The organism is Mesorhizobium sp. P2_H9, from assembly GCF_056403215.1.
The window spans coordinates 148,467-166,704 of record NZ_JBFUFX010000004.1; the positions used below are offsets into that span (position 1 = coordinate 148,467).

General features: G+C 62.9%; 15 protein-coding genes. 7 read left to right on the forward strand and 8 right to left on the reverse strand.

Annotated features, from left to right (window positions below; translation table 11 throughout):
- Window positions 1-7 precede the first annotated feature (7 nt).
- Window positions 8-1,015 (reverse strand): ABC transporter permease subunit, encoded by a 1,008-nt coding sequence (locus AC1DXN_RS09000; protein WP_477275578.1) that lies wholly within the window; start codon window positions 1,013-1,015, stop codon window positions 8-10.
- A gap of 44 nt (window positions 1,016-1,059) precedes the next feature.
- The gene (locus AC1DXN_RS09005; RefSeq protein ID WP_477421526.1) at window positions 1,060-2,658 is read right to left on the reverse strand and encodes an ABC transporter substrate-binding protein; all 1,599 of its coding nucleotides are present in this window, start codon (window positions 2,656-2,658) and stop codon (window positions 1,060-1,062) included.
- 480 nt (window positions 2,659-3,138) lie between these two features.
- Here AC1DXN_RS09005 and AC1DXN_RS09010 point away from each other — a divergent pair, with 480 nt between their 5' ends.
- Both AC1DXN_RS09010 and AC1DXN_RS09015 read left to right on the forward strand, forming a co-directional pair.
- Window positions 3,139-5,118 carry a long-chain-fatty-acid--CoA ligase gene (locus AC1DXN_RS09010; RefSeq protein WP_477275582.1) on the forward strand — a complete coding sequence of 660 codons (1,980 nt, stop codon included), beginning with the start codon at window positions 3,139-3,141 and terminating at the stop codon, window positions 5,116-5,118.
- Window positions 5,119-5,123: 5 nt separating this feature from the next.
- Window positions 5,124-5,873, forward strand: a complete 750-nt coding sequence (locus tag AC1DXN_RS09015) for a class I SAM-dependent methyltransferase (protein WP_477275939.1) — start codon at window positions 5,124-5,126, stop codon at window positions 5,871-5,873.
- Here the strand turns inward: AC1DXN_RS09015 and AC1DXN_RS09020 are convergent.
- Window positions 5,857-6,579: an HAD family hydrolase gene (locus AC1DXN_RS09020; RefSeq protein ID WP_477241398.1), complete on the reverse strand. Its 723-nt coding sequence runs from the start codon at window positions 6,577-6,579 to the stop codon at window positions 5,857-5,859. The genes AC1DXN_RS09015 and AC1DXN_RS09020 overlap by 17 nt on opposite strands.
- Before the next feature lie 5 nt (window positions 6,580-6,584).
- Window positions 6,585-8,228: a glucose-6-phosphate isomerase gene (gene pgi / locus AC1DXN_RS09025; RefSeq protein WP_477275584.1), complete on the reverse strand. Its 1,644-nt coding sequence runs from the start codon at window positions 8,226-8,228 to the stop codon at window positions 6,585-6,587.
- A gap of 373 nt (window positions 8,229-8,601) precedes the next feature.
- Here pgi and pdxR point away from each other — a divergent pair, with 373 nt between their 5' ends.
- Together pdxR and AC1DXN_RS09035 are read left to right on the forward strand one after the other, a co-directional pair.
- Complete coding sequence (gene pdxR / locus AC1DXN_RS09030; RefSeq protein WP_477241394.1) at window positions 8,602-10,095, forward strand: MocR-like pyridoxine biosynthesis transcription factor PdxR; 1,494 nt, start codon at window positions 8,602-8,604, stop codon at window positions 10,093-10,095.
- Between the two features lie 191 nt (window positions 10,096-10,286).
- A complete protein-coding gene (locus tag AC1DXN_RS09035) occupies window positions 10,287-11,876 on the forward strand; it encodes a trimethylamine methyltransferase family protein (RefSeq protein WP_477275586.1) in 1,590 nt (529 codons plus the stop codon).
- A gap of 18 nt (window positions 11,877-11,894) precedes the next feature.
- Here AC1DXN_RS09035 and AC1DXN_RS09040 read toward each other — a convergent pair whose 3' ends face one another.
- The 3 genes from AC1DXN_RS09040 to AC1DXN_RS09050 all read right to left on the reverse strand — a co-directional run bounded on the left by AC1DXN_RS09040 (window position 11,895) and on the right by AC1DXN_RS09050 (window position 14,700).
- Window positions 11,895-12,293 carry a hypothetical protein gene (locus AC1DXN_RS09040; protein WP_477275588.1) on the reverse strand — a complete coding sequence of 133 codons (399 nt, stop codon included), beginning with the start codon at window positions 12,291-12,293 and terminating at the stop codon, window positions 11,895-11,897.
- A gap of 65 nt (window positions 12,294-12,358) precedes the next feature.
- Window positions 12,359-12,835: a hypothetical protein gene (locus tag AC1DXN_RS09045; protein WP_477275590.1), complete on the reverse strand. Its 477-nt coding sequence runs from the start codon at window positions 12,833-12,835 to the stop codon at window positions 12,359-12,361.
- 59 nt (window positions 12,836-12,894) lie between these two features.
- The gene (locus AC1DXN_RS09050; RefSeq protein WP_477241386.1) at window positions 12,895-14,700 is read right to left on the reverse strand and encodes an IlvD/Edd family dehydratase; all 1,806 of its coding nucleotides are present in this window, start codon (window positions 14,698-14,700) and stop codon (window positions 12,895-12,897) included.
- Window positions 14,701-14,849: 149 nt separating this feature from the next.
- On the opposite strand from AC1DXN_RS09050, the gene AC1DXN_RS09055 reads away from it, so the two are divergent.
- Window positions 14,850-15,302 (forward strand): SRPBCC family protein, encoded by a 453-nt coding sequence (locus tag AC1DXN_RS09055; RefSeq protein WP_477275592.1) that lies wholly within the window; start codon window positions 14,850-14,852, stop codon window positions 15,300-15,302.
- Between the two features lie 5 nt (window positions 15,303-15,307).
- Here AC1DXN_RS09055 and AC1DXN_RS09060 read toward each other — a convergent pair whose 3' ends face one another.
- Window positions 15,308-16,483 (reverse strand): Mrp/NBP35 family ATP-binding protein, encoded by a 1,176-nt coding sequence (locus AC1DXN_RS09060; protein WP_477275593.1) that lies wholly within the window; start codon window positions 16,481-16,483, stop codon window positions 15,308-15,310.
- Between the two features lie 249 nt (window positions 16,484-16,732).
- On the opposite strand from AC1DXN_RS09060, the gene AC1DXN_RS09065 reads away from it, so the two are divergent.
- Both AC1DXN_RS09065 and AC1DXN_RS09070 read left to right on the forward strand, forming a co-directional pair.
- Window positions 16,733-17,110, forward strand: coding sequence for a VOC family protein (locus AC1DXN_RS09065; protein ID WP_477275595.1), 378 nt, complete (start codon window positions 16,733-16,735; stop codon window positions 17,108-17,110).
- 94 nt (window positions 17,111-17,204) lie between these two features.
- The gene (locus tag AC1DXN_RS09070) at window positions 17,205-18,104 is read left to right on the forward strand and encodes a LysR family transcriptional regulator (protein WP_477241378.1); all 900 of its coding nucleotides are present in this window, start codon (window positions 17,205-17,207) and stop codon (window positions 18,102-18,104) included.
- Window positions 18,105-18,238: the final 134 nt, after the last annotated feature.

An 18,238-nucleotide genomic window follows, 5' to 3' on the forward strand; every position in this document is an offset into this window, starting at 1 on the left:
TGGCTCATCAAGATGCCCGTATGCGCGGGTTGATGACGGCATAGAGCACGTCGACGATCAGGTTCACGGCCATGACAATAAGGGCGATCAAGAGCAAGCCTGATTGCACCACCACATAGTCGCGCTTGCCGATGGAGTCGACCATCCACTTGCCGATGCCCGGCCAGGCAAAGATGGTTTCGGTGAGGATGGCGCCGGCGAGCAGGGTGCTGACCTGCAGGCCGATGGTGGTGACCACCGGGATCAATGCATTGCGCAGCGCGTGCACGCCGATGACGCGGGACGACGACAGCCCCTTGGCACGGGCGGTCCGCACATAGTCCTCGCCCAACACTTCAAGCATGGCCGAGCGCGTCTGGCGAGCGATCACCGCCAGCGGGATGGTGCCGAGCGCAATTGTCGGCAGCACCAGATGGCTCAATGCCGAGCGGAACGCGTCCCATTTGCCGTAGAGCAATGTGTCGATGGTCATGAAGCCGGTGATCGGCTTGAAGAAGTACTGCAGGCCGATGCGGCCCGAAACCGGCGTCCAGCCGAGATAGCCGGAGAAAAAGATGATCAGCAGCAGGCCCCACCAGAAGATCGGCATGGAATAGCCGACGAGTGCGGTGCCCATCAGCGACTGATCGAACCAGGAGCCGCGCTTGACCGCCGCGAATATGCCGGCCGGAATGCCCAGCGCCATGGCAAAAATCATGGCGAAGAACGACAGTTCCAGCGTTGCCGGAAACAGGGTTCTGAACTCTTCGAGAACCGGGCGCTTGGAGGAGATCGCAACGCCGAAATCGCCTGTCAGGACTTCGCCGACATAGCGTGCGTATTGCTGCCAGATCGGCAAATTGTAGCCGAACTGTTCCTTGAGCTCGGCGTAACGCTCAGCCGACACGCCATGCTCGCCGGCCATGGCAAGGATGGGATCGCCAGGCAGCAGCCTGACGAAAGCAAAAGCACAGATGGTGATGCCGATAAGCGTCGGAATCAAAAGTGCTATTCTGTTGAGGATATATTTGAGCATGATGAAGGGGGCGGCGCTTTATCGCGCCGCCCCACTCTAATATCTTATTCGGCTTTGTCGACGCCGTCGAAGCGGTGAATGCCGAGCGGATCCATCATGTAGCCGCTGACATTCTTGCGCACGACCGAGTAGACTTGGCTGTGTGCCAGAAGGAAGGCCGGCGCCTGCTTCTGGAAGACCACCTGAGCCTGCTCGTAAAGCTTGGTGCGTTCAGCCTGGTCGCTGGTCTTCTTGGCCTTCTGGATCAGGTCCTCGAAGTCCTTGTCGCACCAGCTCGAGTAGTTCGACACGCCGATGGCCGAGCAGGCGAACAGCGTGGCGAAGAAGTTGTCCGGATCGCCATTGTCGCCGGTCCAGCCGATCTGGAAGGCGCCTGGACGATCCTTCTTCTTGCCCTCCGAGCGATACTTGGTCCACTCGTAGTTGACGATCTCAGCCTTGACTCCGACCTTGGCCCAGTCGGCCTGGATCAGTTCGGCGGCACGCTGGAAGTTCGGGTTGTAGGGACGAACGCGGTCGGAAGCCCAAAGCTGGATTTCCGTGAGACCGGCATCGGCCAGCACCTTCTTGGCCGCTTCCGGATCATAGGCGTCGGACTTCACGTCCTTGTTCCACGACCACATCGTCGGCGGAATCAGGTTTACGGCCGGCGTGGCGCCGGCATCCTGGAACAGCGACTTGATCAGCGATTCCCGGTCGATCGCCTGGTTGAGCGCATGGCGCACCTCAGGCTTGTCGAGCGGCGGGATGGTCGTGTTGTAGCTCATATAGCCGATGTTCAGGCCGGCCTGATCCATCAGGGTCACGTCGGCGTTGGCCTTGATCGTGCCGATGTCGGCAGGATTCGGATAAGGAGCGATGTCGCACTCGCCGGCCAGGACCTTCTGGATACGGGCGGTCGCGTCAGGCGTGATGGCGAAGACGAGATCGTCGATCTTTTCCTTGCCCTTGAAGTAGTCCGGGTGAGCCGCATAGCGGATGACCGAATCCAGCTGGTAGTCGACGAACTGGAACGGACCGGTGCCGATCGGCTTGGTCGAGAAGTCGGCCATCTTGCCGTCCTTCTGAAGCTGGTCGGCATATTCCTTCGAGACGATCGAGGCGAAGTCCATGCCGAGATTGGCCAGCATCGGCGCGTTCGGCTCGGTCAGCGTCAGCTTCACGGTCAGGTCATCGACCTTTTCCCACTTGGCGACGTATTTCGGCATGTCCATGCCGGTGTAGTAGTCCCAGGTCAGGTTCGGCAGATACTTGTCGCCGTTCCAGGGATTTTCCTTGTTGAACTGGCGGTCAAAGGAGAAGACTACGTCGTCCGCATTGAGGTCGCGCGTCGGCTTGAAATACTCGGTGGTCTGGAACTTCACGCCCGGATGCAGGTGGAAGGTATAGACCAGGCCGTCGTCCGAGATTTCCCACTTGTCGGCGAGGCCGGGCTCGACCTCGGTGCCGCCATGCTTGAACTCGACCAGCCGCGAATAGACGGTACGCGACGAGGCGTCGAAATCATTGCCGCCAGTCGTGGTACCCGGATCGAAATTGGCCGGCGATGCCTCCGAACAGTAAACCAGCGTCTTTGCGCTGGCCACGCCGCCGAGGACGCTTGCAGCCAGCAACGCGGCTGCAAAAGTCAGTTTCTTTTTCATTGAGCACTCCCTGATGTTCTGCCAAGCCCCTCTAGCAGGCTCGCGAAGGGCGCATATAAGCACCGTTTTCCCGGCTTTGGAACTCCCTGTTTGCCTACCCCACCGTAAGCAGAAAATGATTCTCTTGTTTTGTTCAATTTCAGAAAAAAATAGCAAAACCTGCTAATCACAGGATTGTTAACGACCGCATTTTTTTATTGATCGCCAGTCCCGCGAATACAATCATCCACAGGCCCGGCCCTGTCGCCCGCATGACGGGAAGCAGGCCTCGAAGGCCCCGTCGCCGGAAAGATTTCGGCGGCAAATCTTTCCGGTTCTGCCGCAGGGGCAAGACTTGCACGGCCGCCGCTAGTCGCAATACATAGACTGCATGCCGGATTTCTCTAGGGAATCCGCACCATCGCTGCAGCAGAGGACGTCTCGGTCATTCAGAGGCGGTGCGGCATGGAGCATGCAGTGGAACGACCGAGGGAGGCACGGATGGCAAAAGCAACAAAGACAACGGCCGCGAAAGCGGGGGCCAAGGCAGCTCCCAAAGCTGCTGCTGCCACGGCCAAGCCCAAAGCCTCATCCGTCAAAGCAGCTGCGCCGGCCAAGCCAAAGGCGACGACTGCACCTGCCAAGGCAAGCGCCAAGTCCGTCGCGAAAACAGTGGCCAAGCCTGCCGCTGGGAAGCCGGCAACCGCAACAAAACCGGCAGCGACCAAGCCAGTGGTGAAAGCGGCGGCAGAGCCCGCAGCGACTCCGGCCAAGAGATTGCCGAAGGCACTCACGGCGCTGACTGCCGGACTGCCGGAAAAACCGTGGCTCAAAAGCTATCCGAAAGTCGTTCCGGCCGAGATCGGCACCCTGCCCTACAGTTCCATCGGCGACTTCCTGGTGGCCGCCTGCAAACAGTTTGCCGCGCAGCCGGCTTTCATCTGCATGGGCAAGTTGATCAGCTACGCCGAACTTGAGCGGCAGTCGGCTGCCTTTGGCGCCTATCTGCAGTCGAAGGGATTGCAGAAGGGTGCGCGCGTCGCGCTGATGATGCCGAACGTGCTTCAGTATCCGGTGGCGATGATGGCCATCCTGCGCGCCGGCTACATCGTGGTGAACATCAACCCGCTCTACACGCCGCGCGAGCTCGAGCACCAGCTCAAGGATTCTGGTGCGCAAGCCATCGTCATCCTCGAAAATTTTGCCAACACCTTGCAAGCCGTGATCGCCAGGACTGATGTCAAGCATGTCGTGGTCGCCACGATGGGCGACATGCTGGGCAGCCTGAAGGGGACCATCGTCAATTTCGTCGTGCGCCGCGTGAAAAAGATGGTGCCGGCCTGGTCGCTGCCCGGCCATATCGCGTTCAACGCCGCCTTGAAGGCCGGTACGGGTATCGCCTTCAAACCCGCCAAGGTGGCGGCCGGAGATGTCGCCTTCCTGCAATATACCGGCGGCACAACCGGCGTCTCCAAGGGCGCGACGCTGCTGCACAGCAATGTGCTGGCCAATGTCGCGCAGAATACGCTGTGGATGGACGACGCCTACGCGATCAAGCCAAAGCCGGCGCATCCCAACTTCATCTGCGCGCTGCCGCTCTACCATATCTTCGCGCTGACGGTGAATGCGCTGATGGGCATGCAGCAAGGTGCCCAGAACGTCCTCATTCCGAATCCGCGCGACATTCCCGGCTTCGTCAAGGAACTGCAGAAATACCCGATCCACATCTTTCCCGGCCTCAACACGCTGTTCAACGCGCTGCTCAACAATGAGGATTTCCGCAAGCTCGACTTCAAGCCGCTGATCCTGACACTGGGCGGCGGCATGGCGGTGCAGAAGGGTGTCGCCGAACGCTGGAAGGCGCTGACCGGCAACTCGATCACCGAGGGCTACGGCCTGTCTGAGACGTCGCCGGTGGCCACCGCCAACAAGTTCAGCGACGGCAATTTCACCGGCACGATCGGACTGCCGCTGCCCTCGACCGAGATCGCCATCCGCGACGACGACGGCAACAATCTGCCGCTCGGTGAAGTCGGCGAGATCTGCATCCGCGGGCCCCAGGTGATGGCCGGCTACTGGAACCGGCCCGACGAGACCGCCAAGGTGATGACTCCGGACGGTTTCTTCAAATCAGGCGACATGGGCTTCATGGACGAGCGCGGCTACACCAAGATCGTCGACCGCAAGAAGGACATGATCCTGGTCTCGGGCTTTAACGTCTATCCTAACGAGCTCGAGGAAGTCGTGGCGATGCATCCGGGCGTGCTCGAAGTGGCGGCGATCGGCGTGCCGGACGAGCATTCGGGCGAGGTGCCAAAACTGTTCGTGGTCAAGAAGGACCCGAACCTGACCTCCGAGGCGCTGATCGCCTATTGCCGCGAGAACCTGACCGGCTACAAGCGGCCAAAATACATCGAATTCCGGACCGAGCTGCCGAAGACGCCGGTGGGCAAGATCCTGCGGCGGGCGTTGCGAGGATAGGCACGATTTCGAACGATGGCCCTGGTTGCGGCGGGATCGCGGACGATGGTCGGCGTCCCGACCCGGCAACATTCGTCGAAGCGAACCTGCGGCTTGCGCCCGTTCCCGCGCTTCCTGAAATCCAACTCTACACGGCTCATCCAGGCAGCGGTCTGAGGCGGCTTGCCGACCCGCACCGAGGCGCCGACGCGGACGACGATGCGGTCGCGCCAGCCGACGATGCGCCAGAGCCGCAGCCGCCCTACTGGGCCTATGTCTGGGCCGGCGGCGCGGTGCTTGCCCGCTATATACTCGACCATCCGCAAAGTGTGGCCGGCCGCCGCGTGCTCGACCTCGGCGCCGGCTCAGGCCTGGTCGGCATCGCTGCAGCAAAGGCCGGAGCCCGCGCGGTGATTGCGGCCGAGATCGACCGCAACGGCGTTGCCGCCATCGGTCTCAATGCCGCAGCCAACGGCGTCACGATCACCATTGTCGACATGGATATCACCACGGGCCCGCCACCGGCGGTCGACCTCGTGCTTGCAGGCGACGTGTTCTACGGCCGTGAGGTTGCACTACGCGTCACTCCGTTCCTCGACCGCTGCCTGGCAGCCGGCATCGAGGTGCTGGTCGGCGATCCCCGCCGCAACGATCTGCCACAGTCCCGGCTGCGGCTGCTGGCCGAATATCAGGTGGCGGATTTCGGCGACGCAAAGGGTGCGGCGACCAAGCCGAGTGGCGTCTTTTCGTTTGAGCCCGTCAGATCGTCTCCTTGACCCGCTCCGACAGAAACGCCGGCAGATCGGCAACCGAATCTAGAACAACGTCGGCGATCGACGACAGCGATTCGCGCGTGCCGGTACCGGAGAGCACGCCGACCGCCAGGCCGCAGCCGCCGGCCCGCGCCATCTCGAGGTCGTGGCGGTTGTCGCCAACCATGGCGATCTGTGCCGGCCTCAGGCCGGTCAGGTCTGAGAAGGCGAGGATCGTGTCCGGCGCCGGTTTCGGATTGGCCACGGCGTCGTAGCCATAGGCGGCATCGAACAACTGGGCGACGCCCAGCGTCAGCAAGGTTTTTTCCGCGCCGCTGGTCGAATCGTTGGTGGCGACGCCGAGCCGGTAGGATTTCCTGTGCAGCGCCGTCAGCGACTCGACGATGCCCGGCAGCGCCACCGCCATTGCCGAGCCTTTCACCGAGGTGATCTCGTTGAAGCGGGCGACGGCCAGCATCTGGTCTTCGTCGGACAGGCGCGGAAACCACAATTCGACGACATCCATGTTGGTGCCCGACGCAAAGATGGAATCGGGCTTGAAGCGCTTGGTGGCAAAATCGAAGCCTGCCGCCGCCAGCAGTCTGTCGGCCTTCCAGCGGTCGCCTTCGGAGGCGTCCATGGCCATGAAATCGGCGATGCCGAGCCATGTCGCATTGAAGTCGACAAGCGTGCCGTCCTTGTCGAACAGAATTCCCTTGATGTCCGCCAAACTCTTCACTCCGAGCCACGCAATTGGTGGATGTGTCCCACCAGACCGGCCGTCGAAGCGTCACGCTTTGCGGCATTCTCCTTGCCTTCCACGACAGGCAGCAGCCCGGTCGCCAGTTCCTTGCCGAGTTCGACACCCCACTGGTCGAAGGAATTGATGTTGAACAGCGTGCCTTCGACGAAGACGCGATGCTCATAGAGCGCGACCAGCCGGCCAAAGGTGCGCGGGTCGAGCTTCTTGTAGAGGATCGTCACCGAGGGCCGGTTGCCGGAGAAGACACGGTGCGGCGCGATCTTGTCGACATCGGCCGGCTTCATGCCTTTGGCCAACATCTGCGCGCGGGCTTCCTCCAGCGTGCGGCCCTTCATGAACGCTTCCGACTGGGCCAGGCAGTTGGCCAGCAACAGATCATGGTGATGCCGGAGGTCCGGCTCGTGGCCGATGGCCGCCGCGAGGAATTCGACCGGGATGACATCAGTGCCCTGGTGCAGCAACTGGAAGAAGGCGTGCTGGCCGTTGGTGCCGGGCTCGCCCCAGACGAGCGGGCCGGTCGGCGTGGTGACGGGGCCGCCGTCGAGGGTGACGCTCTTGCCGTTCGATTCCATGTCGAGTTGCTGCAGATAGGCCGGCAACCTGGACAGACGCTGGTCGTAAGGGATGACGGCGCGGGCCGGATATTTGCAGATCACCCGATGCCACCAGCCGATCAACCCCATCAGCGCCGGCAGGTTTTTCGCCAGCGGCGCGGTGCGGAAGTGCTCGTCCATGTCATGCGCGCCATCAAGAAAGGCGCGAAAGTTCCTTGGCCCAACGGCGATCATCACCGGCAGGCCGATCGCGCCCCACAGCGAGTAGCGGCCGCCGACCCAGTCCCAGAAACCGAACACGCGGTCGGCTGCGATGCCGAACTTCGCCACCAGGTCGAGCGCGGTGGAGACGGCGACGAAATGCTTGCCGACGGCGTCCTTGCCGAGTGCCTTCTGCACCCATTTGCGCGCTGTTTCGGCGTTGGTCATCGTCTCGACCGTGGTGAAGGTCTTCGAGGCGACGATGAACAGAGTGGTTTCGGCGGACAGGCCCTTCAGCGTGTCGTGGATATGGGCGCCGTCGATGTTTGAAACATAGTGCGCGCGCGGCCCATCGTGATAGGGCGCCAGTGCCAGCGTCGCCATGGCCGGGCCGAGGTCGGAACCGCCAATGCCGATGTTGACGATATCGGTGATCTTCTTGCCGGTGGCGCCGGCCGCCTTGCCCGAGCGCACCGCGTCGGCGAAAGCGCCCATCGCGTCGAGCACGGCCAGCACGTCCGCTTTGACGTCCTGACCGTCGACCGTGACGCCCTTGCCGCTGAGGGTGCGCAGCGCCGTGTGCAGCACGGCGCGATCTTCGGTGAAATTGATCTTCTTGCCGGAAAACATCGCGGCGCGGCGGCCTTCAAGATCGGCGGCGCCGGCCAGCTTCTCCAGCATAGCCATGGTCTGCGCATCGACCGCGCATTTCGACCAGTCGAGCAACAGGTCGCCGTCAGTGGCGGAGAACTTTTCAAAGCGCTTGGCATCGGCGGCGAAAGCCTCGCGCATGCTGCCGGATGCCGCCGCGCGGTGTTCGCGCAAAGCGACGAGCTGTTTGTCGAAGGACGATTGATCCACTGGCGGGCTCCTGGCGCTTTTCGACACATCTTATCAGACCGGATGTTTCCGGCGCGTGTCGTCGCGCCATTGTATTGAGCCGAATTCCATTCGTTTCAATGCGGAGGGATGACGCAGTTGCGTCATGCGGGGATGACGCAGTGCAGCATGACGGGATGGCGCGCGGGCGTCGGAAGGCGCGACGACGCTGCGCGTCGCGCGGGGGATGCAGCGGTGGGATGCGTGACGACGCGACGACGCTGCGCGTCGCGCGATGGATCACTGGCATAAATCCCAGAGATCAGAAAAATTGATTGGCGCAACCCCTTGTACCACGGTTACGTTCGGCTGGTCCAACCAAGCAAAAAAGGTTGGCCATCGAGGAACATCTTCCATGCCACAGCGTAACGACACGGCCATATGGTCCGGCCTGTTCCGGATTTCGGCGGAATCCGGTCAGACCCTGCAGGCGCAGATCCGCCAGGCGATCGTCGCCGCCATCCTCGACCGGCAAATTGCCGCTTCGATGCCGCTTCCGTCCTGCCGGATTCTGGCCGAAAAGCTCGGTGTCGCCCGCGGCACCGTGGTGCTGGCTTTCCAGCAGCTGGTCGACCAGGGCTTCCTGGTGGCGCGCGAACGGCGTGGCCATTTCGTCAATCCCGACGTGCTGGCGACACCGGCCAAGCCGCACCAGAAGGCGCCCGACCAGGCCAATGAGATCGACTGGAAGGCGCGCCGGCAGATCGCCGCCAGCGACATGCCGCCGCCGGCCAAGCATGACAACTGGATCAAGTCGTCCTATCCCTTCGTCTACGGCCAGTTCGACCCGGCGCTGTTCCCGACCGCCGAATGGCGCGAGTGCAACCGCATGGCGCTGGCCGTGCTCGAAATCCGCAACTGGGCCTCAGACATGGTCGATCGCGACGATCCGCTGCTGATCGAACAGATCCAGGCGCGGCTGCTGCCGCGGCGCGGCATCTTTGCCAATCCGGACGAGATCATCGTGACCTTGGGCGCCCAGAATGCGCTCTACATGCTGGCCACGCTGCTGATGACCAAGGGCTCCAAAGTGGCAATGGAAGATCCCGGCTATCCCGACGCGCGCAGCATTTTCCGGCTGGCGGGCGCCGAGATACAGCCGGTTCCGGTCGACCAGTCCGGCATCGTAACCTCTTCCATTCCCAACGATTCCGGCTTCGTCTTCGTCACGCCGAGCCACCATTGCCCGACCATGGTGCCGCTGTCGGCGGAGCGGCGGCAGGACCTTCTGGCGCGCGCCAACCGCTACAACCAGATCATCATCGAGGATGGCTATGACAGCCAGCTTCTCGACGAGGCGCCGCAGCAGGCGCTGAAGAGCCTCGATCGCTCCGGCCGCGTCGTCTATGTCGGCTCGATGTCGAAGACGCTGGCTCCCGGCCTGCGGCTTGGCTACATCGTCGCGTCTGCCGGGTTGATCTCCGAACTGCGCGCCTTGCGCCGCTTCATGCTGCGCCATCCGCCGGCCAACAACCAGCGCGCCGTTGCGCTGTTCCTGTCGCTTGGCCATCACGAGGCGCTGGTGCGGCGTCTGTCGAGCGCCTTCGACGAGCGGCGCAAGCGTCTGGTCCATGCGATTTCCGCCTTCCTGCCGGAATGGCGCTCGACCGATTCCGCCGGCGGCACATCGCTCTGGCTCGAAGGGCCGCGCGGCACCGATTCTCGCGGGCTGGCCGAGGCAGCGGCCTCGCGCAGCGTCATCATCGAACCCGGCGATCGCTTCTTCGACCGCAACGAAAAACCTTCGCGTTTCATGCGCTTGGGCATTTCCTCGATCGCGCTGCAGCACATCGAGCCCGGGATCCGCGAGTTGGCGACTGCGGCCGGGCGTCGACCGGCAGCGGCCTGATAATCCGGATCTGCAACGGGGCCGGAAACGGCCCCGTTTTTCTTTAGCACTCTGGCATATGCGACGGGGGCCGTTGGCCCATAGGCTGTGCCAATGTCGGCGGCATAGTCGGAGGCATAAAGGGGACGAAGCAGGCCGATGGTGGACCAACCACCGCCTCCCGCTTCGCAGCTAAAGGTGGAGTGCCTCCCATGTCAGTGGCTCTTGAGAAGCAGGAAGCGTCGACGGACCAACGTTCGCGACGCTCCGGCGGGCGCGAAGCGCGCCGCGCTATGCGGGCGGCACCGCTCGCCGACGACATCAGGCCGGTGCGCGCCGGCCTTGAAGGCGGCAGCTACGGACCGCTGACCGAGAACGACCAGGAACGCATCCACGAGGCGGTGCTGACCCTTTTGGAGACGGTCGGCTTCGCCAATGCCATTCCTTCCTGCATCGAGGCCCTGACCAAGGCCGGCGCTACGCTTGGCGACGATGGCCGTTTGCGCTTTCCTCGTGGCCTTGTCCTCGACACGATCAAGAAAGCGGCGCGGCATTTCACCCTGCACGGCCAGGATCCCCGGCACGACATGCTGATCAAGGGCAAGCGCGTGCATTACGGCACCGCCGGCGCTGCCGTGCATCTTGTCGATGTCGAAAAGCGCGAATACCGCGAGTCGCTGCTGCAGGACATCTATGACGCCGCCCGCATCGTCGAGGGGCTCGACAACATCCATTTCTTCCAGCGGCCGATGGTGCCGCGCGATATTCCCGATCCACTCGATATGGATTTCAACACGCTCTACGCCTGCGTAATGGGGACCTCCAAGCATGTCGGGACCTCGTTTACGGTGCGCGAGAATGTGCAGCCGGCGCTGGAGATGCTTTACGCGATCGCCGGCGGTGAAGAGAATTTCCGCGCCCGGCCGTTCGTGTCGAACTCGAACTGCTTCGTCGTGCCGCCGATGAAATTCGCCGAGGACGCCTGCGGCGTGCTCGAAGCCTGCGTCGAGGGCGGCATTCCGATCCTGCTTTTGTCGGCCGGCCAGGCCGGCGCAACGGCGCCGGCGGCGATTGCCGGCGCCGTTGTGCAAGCGGTGGCCGAAGTGCTCGTCGGCCTCATCTATGTCAACGCCATCAAGCCCGGACATCCGGCGATCTTCGGCACCTGGCCGTTCGTTTCCGATCTCAGGACCGGGGCCATGTCCGGCGGGTCGGCCGAGCAGGCGGTGCTGACCGCGGCCTGCGCGCAGATGGCGCAATTCTATGATCTGCCGGGCGGTTCGGCCGCCGGCATGACGGATTCGAAATTGCCCGACATCCAGTCCGGCTACGAAAAGGGCATCACCGATGTGATGGCCGGCCTTGCCGGCCTCAACCTGGTCTACGAATCGGCCGGCATGCATGCCTCGCTGCTCGGCTTCTGCCTGGAAAGCCTGATCATCGACAATGACATGCTGGGCCACTGCCTGCGCTGCGTGCGCGGCATTGAGGTGACCGACGAAGCGCTGTCGATCGACACCATCGCCGATGTCTGCCTGAAGGGGCCCGGCCACTATCTCGGCAACGAGCAGACGCTGCGGCTGATGCAGACCGAATATTTCTACCCGGCCGTCGGCGACCGCTTTTCGCCGAAGGAATGGAACGAGAAGGGCAGGCCCGACATCCTGCAGCGGGCCATCATCGAGAAGAAACGCATCCTCGCCGAGCGCTTCCCGCGCCATGTGCCAAAGGCGATCGACGACAAATTGCGCGCCCGCTTCGGCGAGATGATCAAGCTGCCGCGCGGCAATATGGGCGGGTGAACCAGCCCTGCCGGGTAGTCAGTCGGCGCTCAGCCCGTAGCGCTCGACGATTTCGGCGCTGATGAGCTTGGCATGCAGCGTCATCAGCACGATTTGCGCATCGAAACTGTCGCCGGCCTCGAGTGCCGCCTCGATCCGGCGTTCCGCGTCCAGCCTGCTTTCAGAGCCATTGGCCTGCTCGAATGTTTCCGGCCCGGCGATACAGTAGCTGAACAGTTGCGCCACGGATCGATAGGCGTCTGCTGGCGGCTCTTCGGGCCAGTGATCCTTCATCAGGTTGACGATGGTGAGCTTTACGCCCTCCGGCACCAAAGCGGGATGAAGATCGGCGCCACGCAACGCCGCGTCGAACTCCCTGAGGTCGCCCGAGCGGCCGAACATTCCGAGAAATCCGAGCGAAGAGCGTCGTGTCGTCATCGATGGTCCTGTCCGTTTCCCAATCAATATGGGAACCGCGCGTTCGGAAAGAAACCGAATAGGACTCACCCCTGCTTGATCGTCCTGGCACATTCCTCAAGCAGCCGCAGCGCTCCAGCGAGACCTTCGGTGCGAAAGGTGAGCGGCTGTTCGACGCCGGTCACGCGCACCGTCATCGACCCGGCATCGGCGATCGCCTTCTGCTCTTCCGCCGTCAGCGCGTTGTCGATGTCGGCGATATAATCGACCGTGGTCATGGCTGTCATTTCCAGCGGCTGGTCGACGCCCTTGAGCTGCAGCGTCACCGTGACCGGCACGTCCTCTTCCTTGAAGGCGCCCGGCCACAGGAAGACCCGCATGACGATCCGCTCCGAGTCGCGGGTGCGGCCAAATTGCAGGCCGTTGTAGGGCGTTGCAGCGAATTCAACCGGATCACGGTTGGTCGCGTTGCACCAGCGTTCCGCAACGGCGACCGTCCAGCCGTCCGCCGTCACGGGAAAGTCGGTTGCAGTTGCAACCGACGGCACGAGCGAGGCTGCCACGGCAATTGCCGCCCATAACAGCCTTGCCGGCCGGCGGCTTGCTCGGCGGAACCCGCCGCTCAGTGGTTGTCCCTCGGCACACCGCTGGTGTGCGCGACATCCTGGTATTTCACCGCCGGCTTCAGCACCATGCCGGCCGAGAACTGGTCGACCATGCCGCGCTGGATCTCCTGCCACGGCGTCTGGTGCTTGGGGTAGTGGTAGCCGCCATTGTTCTGCAGTTCGGCGCGGCGCCGGGTGATCTCGTCGTCGGTGACGAGGATGTCGGCGGTTCCTTTGCGTAAGTCTATGCGCACACGGTCGCCGGTCTTCAGCAGTGCCAAGCCGCCCCCGATGGCAGCTTCCGGCGAGGCGTTGAGGATCGACGGCGAGCCCGACGTGCCCGACTGGCGGCCATCGCCGATGCAGGCCAGCGCATGGATACCCTTCTTGATGAGATAGGCAGGGGGCTGCATGTTGACGACCTCGGCGCCACCGGGATAGCCGATCGGGCCGGCGCCGCGCATGAACAGGATGGTGTGTTCGTCGATGCCTTGCGCCGGATCGTCGATGCGGGCGTGGTAATCCTCCGGACCGTCGAAGACCATGGCGTTGCCCTCGAAGGCCTCGGGATCCGCAGGGTTGGACAGATAGCGCTCGCGGAATTCGGGCGAGATACCGCTGGTCTTCATGATCGCCGAATCGAACAGATTACCTCTAAGGTTGATGAAACCGGCATTGGTCTTCAGCGGCTTGGCGACGGAGCGGATGACGTCGGTATTTTCGTTGGCGACGCCCTCGCAATTCTCACCGATCGACTTGCCGTTGACGGTGCGCGCGCCGGGATGCGGCAACAGCCCGCCCTTGATCAGCTCAGCCACCACGGCCGGCACGCCGCCGGCATGGTGATAGTCCTCGCCGAGATACTCGCCGGTCGGCTGCAGGTTGACCAGCAGCGGCACGTTGAGGCCGATCGCCTGCCAATCGTCATTGTCAAGCTTGACGCCGAGATGGCGGGCGATGGCATTGAGATGGATCGGCGCGTTGGTGGAGCCGCCAATGGCCGAATTGACGACGACGGCGTTCTCGAACGCCTCTCTGGTCATGATGTCGGACGGCTTCAGATCCTCATGCACCATCTCGACGATGCGTTTGCCGGTCTCGTAGGAAATCTGGCCACGCTCGCGGTAGGGCGCGGGGATGGCGGCGGAGCCTGGCAATTGCATGCCGAGCGCCTCGGCCAGCGAGTTCATCGTCGTGGCGGTGCCCATGGTGTTGCAATAGCCGGTGGACGGCGCCGAGGACGCGACGATGTCCATGAACTCGTCATAGCCGATCTCGCCGGCCGACAGGCGCTGGCGCGATTCCCAGACGATGGTGCCGGAGCCGGTGCGCTTGCCCTTGTGCCAGCCGTTCAGCATCGGGCCAACCGACAGAGCAATGGCCGGAATGTTGACGGTGGCCGCGGCCATCAAAAGCGCGGGCGTGGTCTTGTCGCAGCCGATGGTAAGCACGACGCCATCGAGTGGGTAGCCATAGAGAATCTCGACCAGGCCGAGATAGGCAAGGTTGCGATCGAGTGCCGCGGTCGGCCGCTTGCCGGTTTCCTGGATCGGATGGCAGGGGAATTCGAAAGGAATGCCGCCCATCGAGACGATGCCCTCGCGCACGCGCTTGGCCAGTTCGATGTGGTGGCGGTTGCAGGGCGACAGGTCCGAGCCGGTCTGGGCAATGCCGATCAGCGGCTTGCCCGACATCAGTTCGGCGCGCGTCAGCCCGTAATTCAGGTAGCGCTCCAGATAAAGCGCGGTCATCCCCGGATTGTCTGGGTTGTCAAACCACTCCTGCGAGCGAAATTTCTTCTTTCTGGTGGGGGCGCCGGCCATCATGGTCTCCATATTTGTAGGACAAATCGATATGACAACGCGCGGATGCAGGCAAGGGGCACCCGCGGTCCGAACCCGCACTTTGGTGCGATAGACATATCAGCGCCCCTGCGCTAGGGCTTCGGACCTGTCTTTTCGGGGAGATTTTGATGGCTTTGGTGATCGAAGGCGAGGAACGCATCGCCGCACCCCTGCAAAAAGTATGGGAAGCACTGAACGACCCCGAAGTGCTGAAGGCGACGATTCCCGGCTGCAAGAGCCTCGACATGAAATCACCGACCGAGATGACGGCGACCGTGGTGCTGAAGATCGGGCCAATCAAGGCGACGTTCAACGGCGAGGTGACGCTGAAAAACCTCAACCCGCCGAACTCCTACACGATCCAGGGCGAAGGCAAGGGCGGCATCGCCGGCTTCGCCAAGGGCGGCGCCGACGTGACGCTAACATCAGATGGACCGAATGCGACGATCCTCAAATACGCCGCCAAGGCCGATGTCGGCGGCAAGATCGCCCAGCTCGGCAGCCGGCTGATCGAATCGACCTCGAAGAAACTGGCCGGCCAGTTTTTCTCGAGCTTTGGCGAGAAGGTCGGCGCAGCCTAAGGCAGTTATTCAAAGACGATGCTCGGCACCGCAGCTGCCGCCGCGCCGCGTTCTTCATTGATCCGGTCCCAGACCTTTCCGGCAATATCGCGGTAGATTTTCGCCTCGGGACCATCCGGCTTCGAGACGACCACCGGGGTGCCGGCATCCGAGCTTTCGCGGATGCCCATTTCGAGCGGCACTTCGCCGAGGAAGGTGACGCCGAGACGCTCGGCCTCGCGGCGGGCACCGCCATGGCCGAAGATGTCATAGCGTTTGCCGGTATCGGGGGCGATGAAATAGCTCATGTTCTCGACGATGCCCAACAGCGGCACGTCGACTTTTTTGAACATGTTCAAACCCTTGCGGGCGTCGATCAGGGCCAAATCTTGCGGCGTCGAGACGATGACGGCGCCAGCCAGCGGTACCTGCTGGGCCATGGTCAGCTGGGCATCACCGGTGCCGGGCGGCATGTCGACGACCAGCACGTCGAGCCGGCCCCATTCGACCTCGCGCAGCATCTGCGTCAACGCCGACATCACCATCGGCCCACGCCAGATCATCGGCGTCTCCTCGTCGACGAGGAAGCCCATCGACATGACTTTCAGGCCGTAATTCTCCATCGGTTTCAGGATCTTGCCGTCGACAGTCTGCGGCCGGCCATGGATGTTGAGCAGCCGCGGCATGGACGGGCCGTAAATGTCGGCATCGAGCACGCCGACGCGCAGGCCATTGGCGGCAAGGCCAAGCGCGATGTTGACGGCGGTGGTCGACTTGCCGACGCCGCCCTTGCCGGAAGCCACCGCAATGATCGCCTCGATGCCGGGCACGCCGCGTTTTCCCTGGCTTTGCGATGCAGGGGCGTGGGGAGCAGGCCGCGGGGCAGAAGGTGCGGCCGGCGGCGCAGGCCTGGGGGCGGGGCGCGCCGGCACCGAGGCTTCCATGCCGCCACCCTTCTTTTCCGCCGTCAGTGCGACCACGGCGCCGACGACACCGGGGATCGCCTTGACGACACGCTCGGCGGCGGCGCGCAGCGGTTCCATCTCCTGGGCGCGGGCGGCTGGGACGGTGATCGAGAAAAAGACCTTGGAATCGGCAATGAAAATCTCGGAAACCATGCCGAGGTCGACAATGTTGCCGGTGAAGTCCGGCCCGTTGACCGTCTTCAGGCGCTCGGTGACGATTTCCTTGGTGACTGACATGGCAGTTTTTCCTTACGCAGCTTGCGCCTGAGATAATGCAGTTCCCCGACAGAACCAAGCCGTGGAGCAATGGCTGCCCTGGCGCGCCCGTAAAAACGACGGGTCCTGTCGGACTTCATCCCCGCCAAACGTCTTCCAGATGATCGAATGCCGGTGCGGCCAGCAATTGGGCCAGCCGACAGTCGTCAAACGATCGGAGCGACCTATTTCAATGACCAGCAAGACCGACAGTCTCGGAAGGAGACGACCATGCTCGCAAACAGCAACGCGACGGCCAATCTGGCGGTGAAAGACCTGGCAAGGGCCAAGGCCTTCTATGAGGGGACCCTTGGCCTGAAACAGGTGCATGATGAGGGCGGCGAACTGATCGTGTACAAAAGCGGCGACACCGCCATCAACGTGTATCATTCCCAATTTGCCGGAACCAACAAGGCGACGGCGGTGACCTGGATGGTTGGCGATGAGATCGGCAATGTCGTCAAGGCGCTAAAGGCGAAGGGCGTTACCTTCGAGCACTACGACATGCCCGGCCTGACGCTGGAGGGCGATATCCATGTCGGCTACGGGATGAAGGTCGCCTGGTTCAAGGATCCAGACGGCAACATCCTGAACCTTGTAGACAGGTAGGTTTCGGCCGCGATCTCGTGTGCACAAGGCGATTTTGGGTAAGGGGCGCCAGCACCGGCTGGCGTAGCCGCCTCGCGCCGGTTAGCTTTCGCCCATGATCGACAAGCTGGAATTCTTCATCGCGCTGGCCAGGGAAGAGCATTTTGGGCGAGCGGCAGAGCTGTGCGGCGTCACCCAGCCGACGCTTTCGGCCGGGATCAAGCAGTTGGAGGGCCAGCTCGGGGTGATGCTGGTGCTGCGCGGCTCGCGCTTCCAGGGGCTGACGCCCGAGGGAAAGCAGGTGCTGGTCTGGGCGCGCCGCATCGTCGGCGACACACGCACTATGAGAGAAGAGATGCGGGCGGCGCGCCACGGCCTTTCCGGCCGCATCCGCATCGCCGCCATTCCAACCGCACTGGCCATGGTGGCGCGGCTGACGACACCGTTTCGGGCAAAGCATCCCGGCGTCACCTTCTCGGTGCTGTCGCGCACCTCGATCGAGGTGCTGTCGCTGCTCGGCAATTTCGACATCGACGCCGGCATCACCTATCTCGACAATGAACCGCTCGGGCGGGTGACCAGCGTGCCGCTCTATGATGAGCGCTACCAGCTGATCACCGCGGTTGGGAACCCCTATTCCGACCGCGACAAAGTGACATGGGCCGAGCTCAGCCAGCTGCCGCTCTGCCTGCTGACGCCGGACATGCAGAACCGCCGCATCATCGACCAGCATCTGGCCGAGGCCGGCGTGCAGGTGCGGCCGACGCTGGAATCGAATTCTATGATCGTGCTGTTTTCCCATATCCGCACCGGAAAATGGTCATCGATCATGCCGCTCAACCTTGCGGAAACATTCGGCTTTTCCGAGCCGATCCGGGCCATCCCCATCGTCGAGCCCGACGCCAGCCACACCGTCGGGCTGGTGGCAACGCCGCGCGAGCCGCACACGCCGCTGGTCTCGGCGCTGCTGGACGAGGCGATGGCGCTGGCGGACGATTTCCACACCCGACGTTGAGCTAGACAATGCTGGCTGGATGCCATCGATAGAAGATTTCTATCGAACAACGGAACAGCTTTATTGATTCCGCGGGTTTCCTCTGATTTTGTAAAGACTTAGCGATAAAAAGCTACCACCAGGGAGGGCGCTGC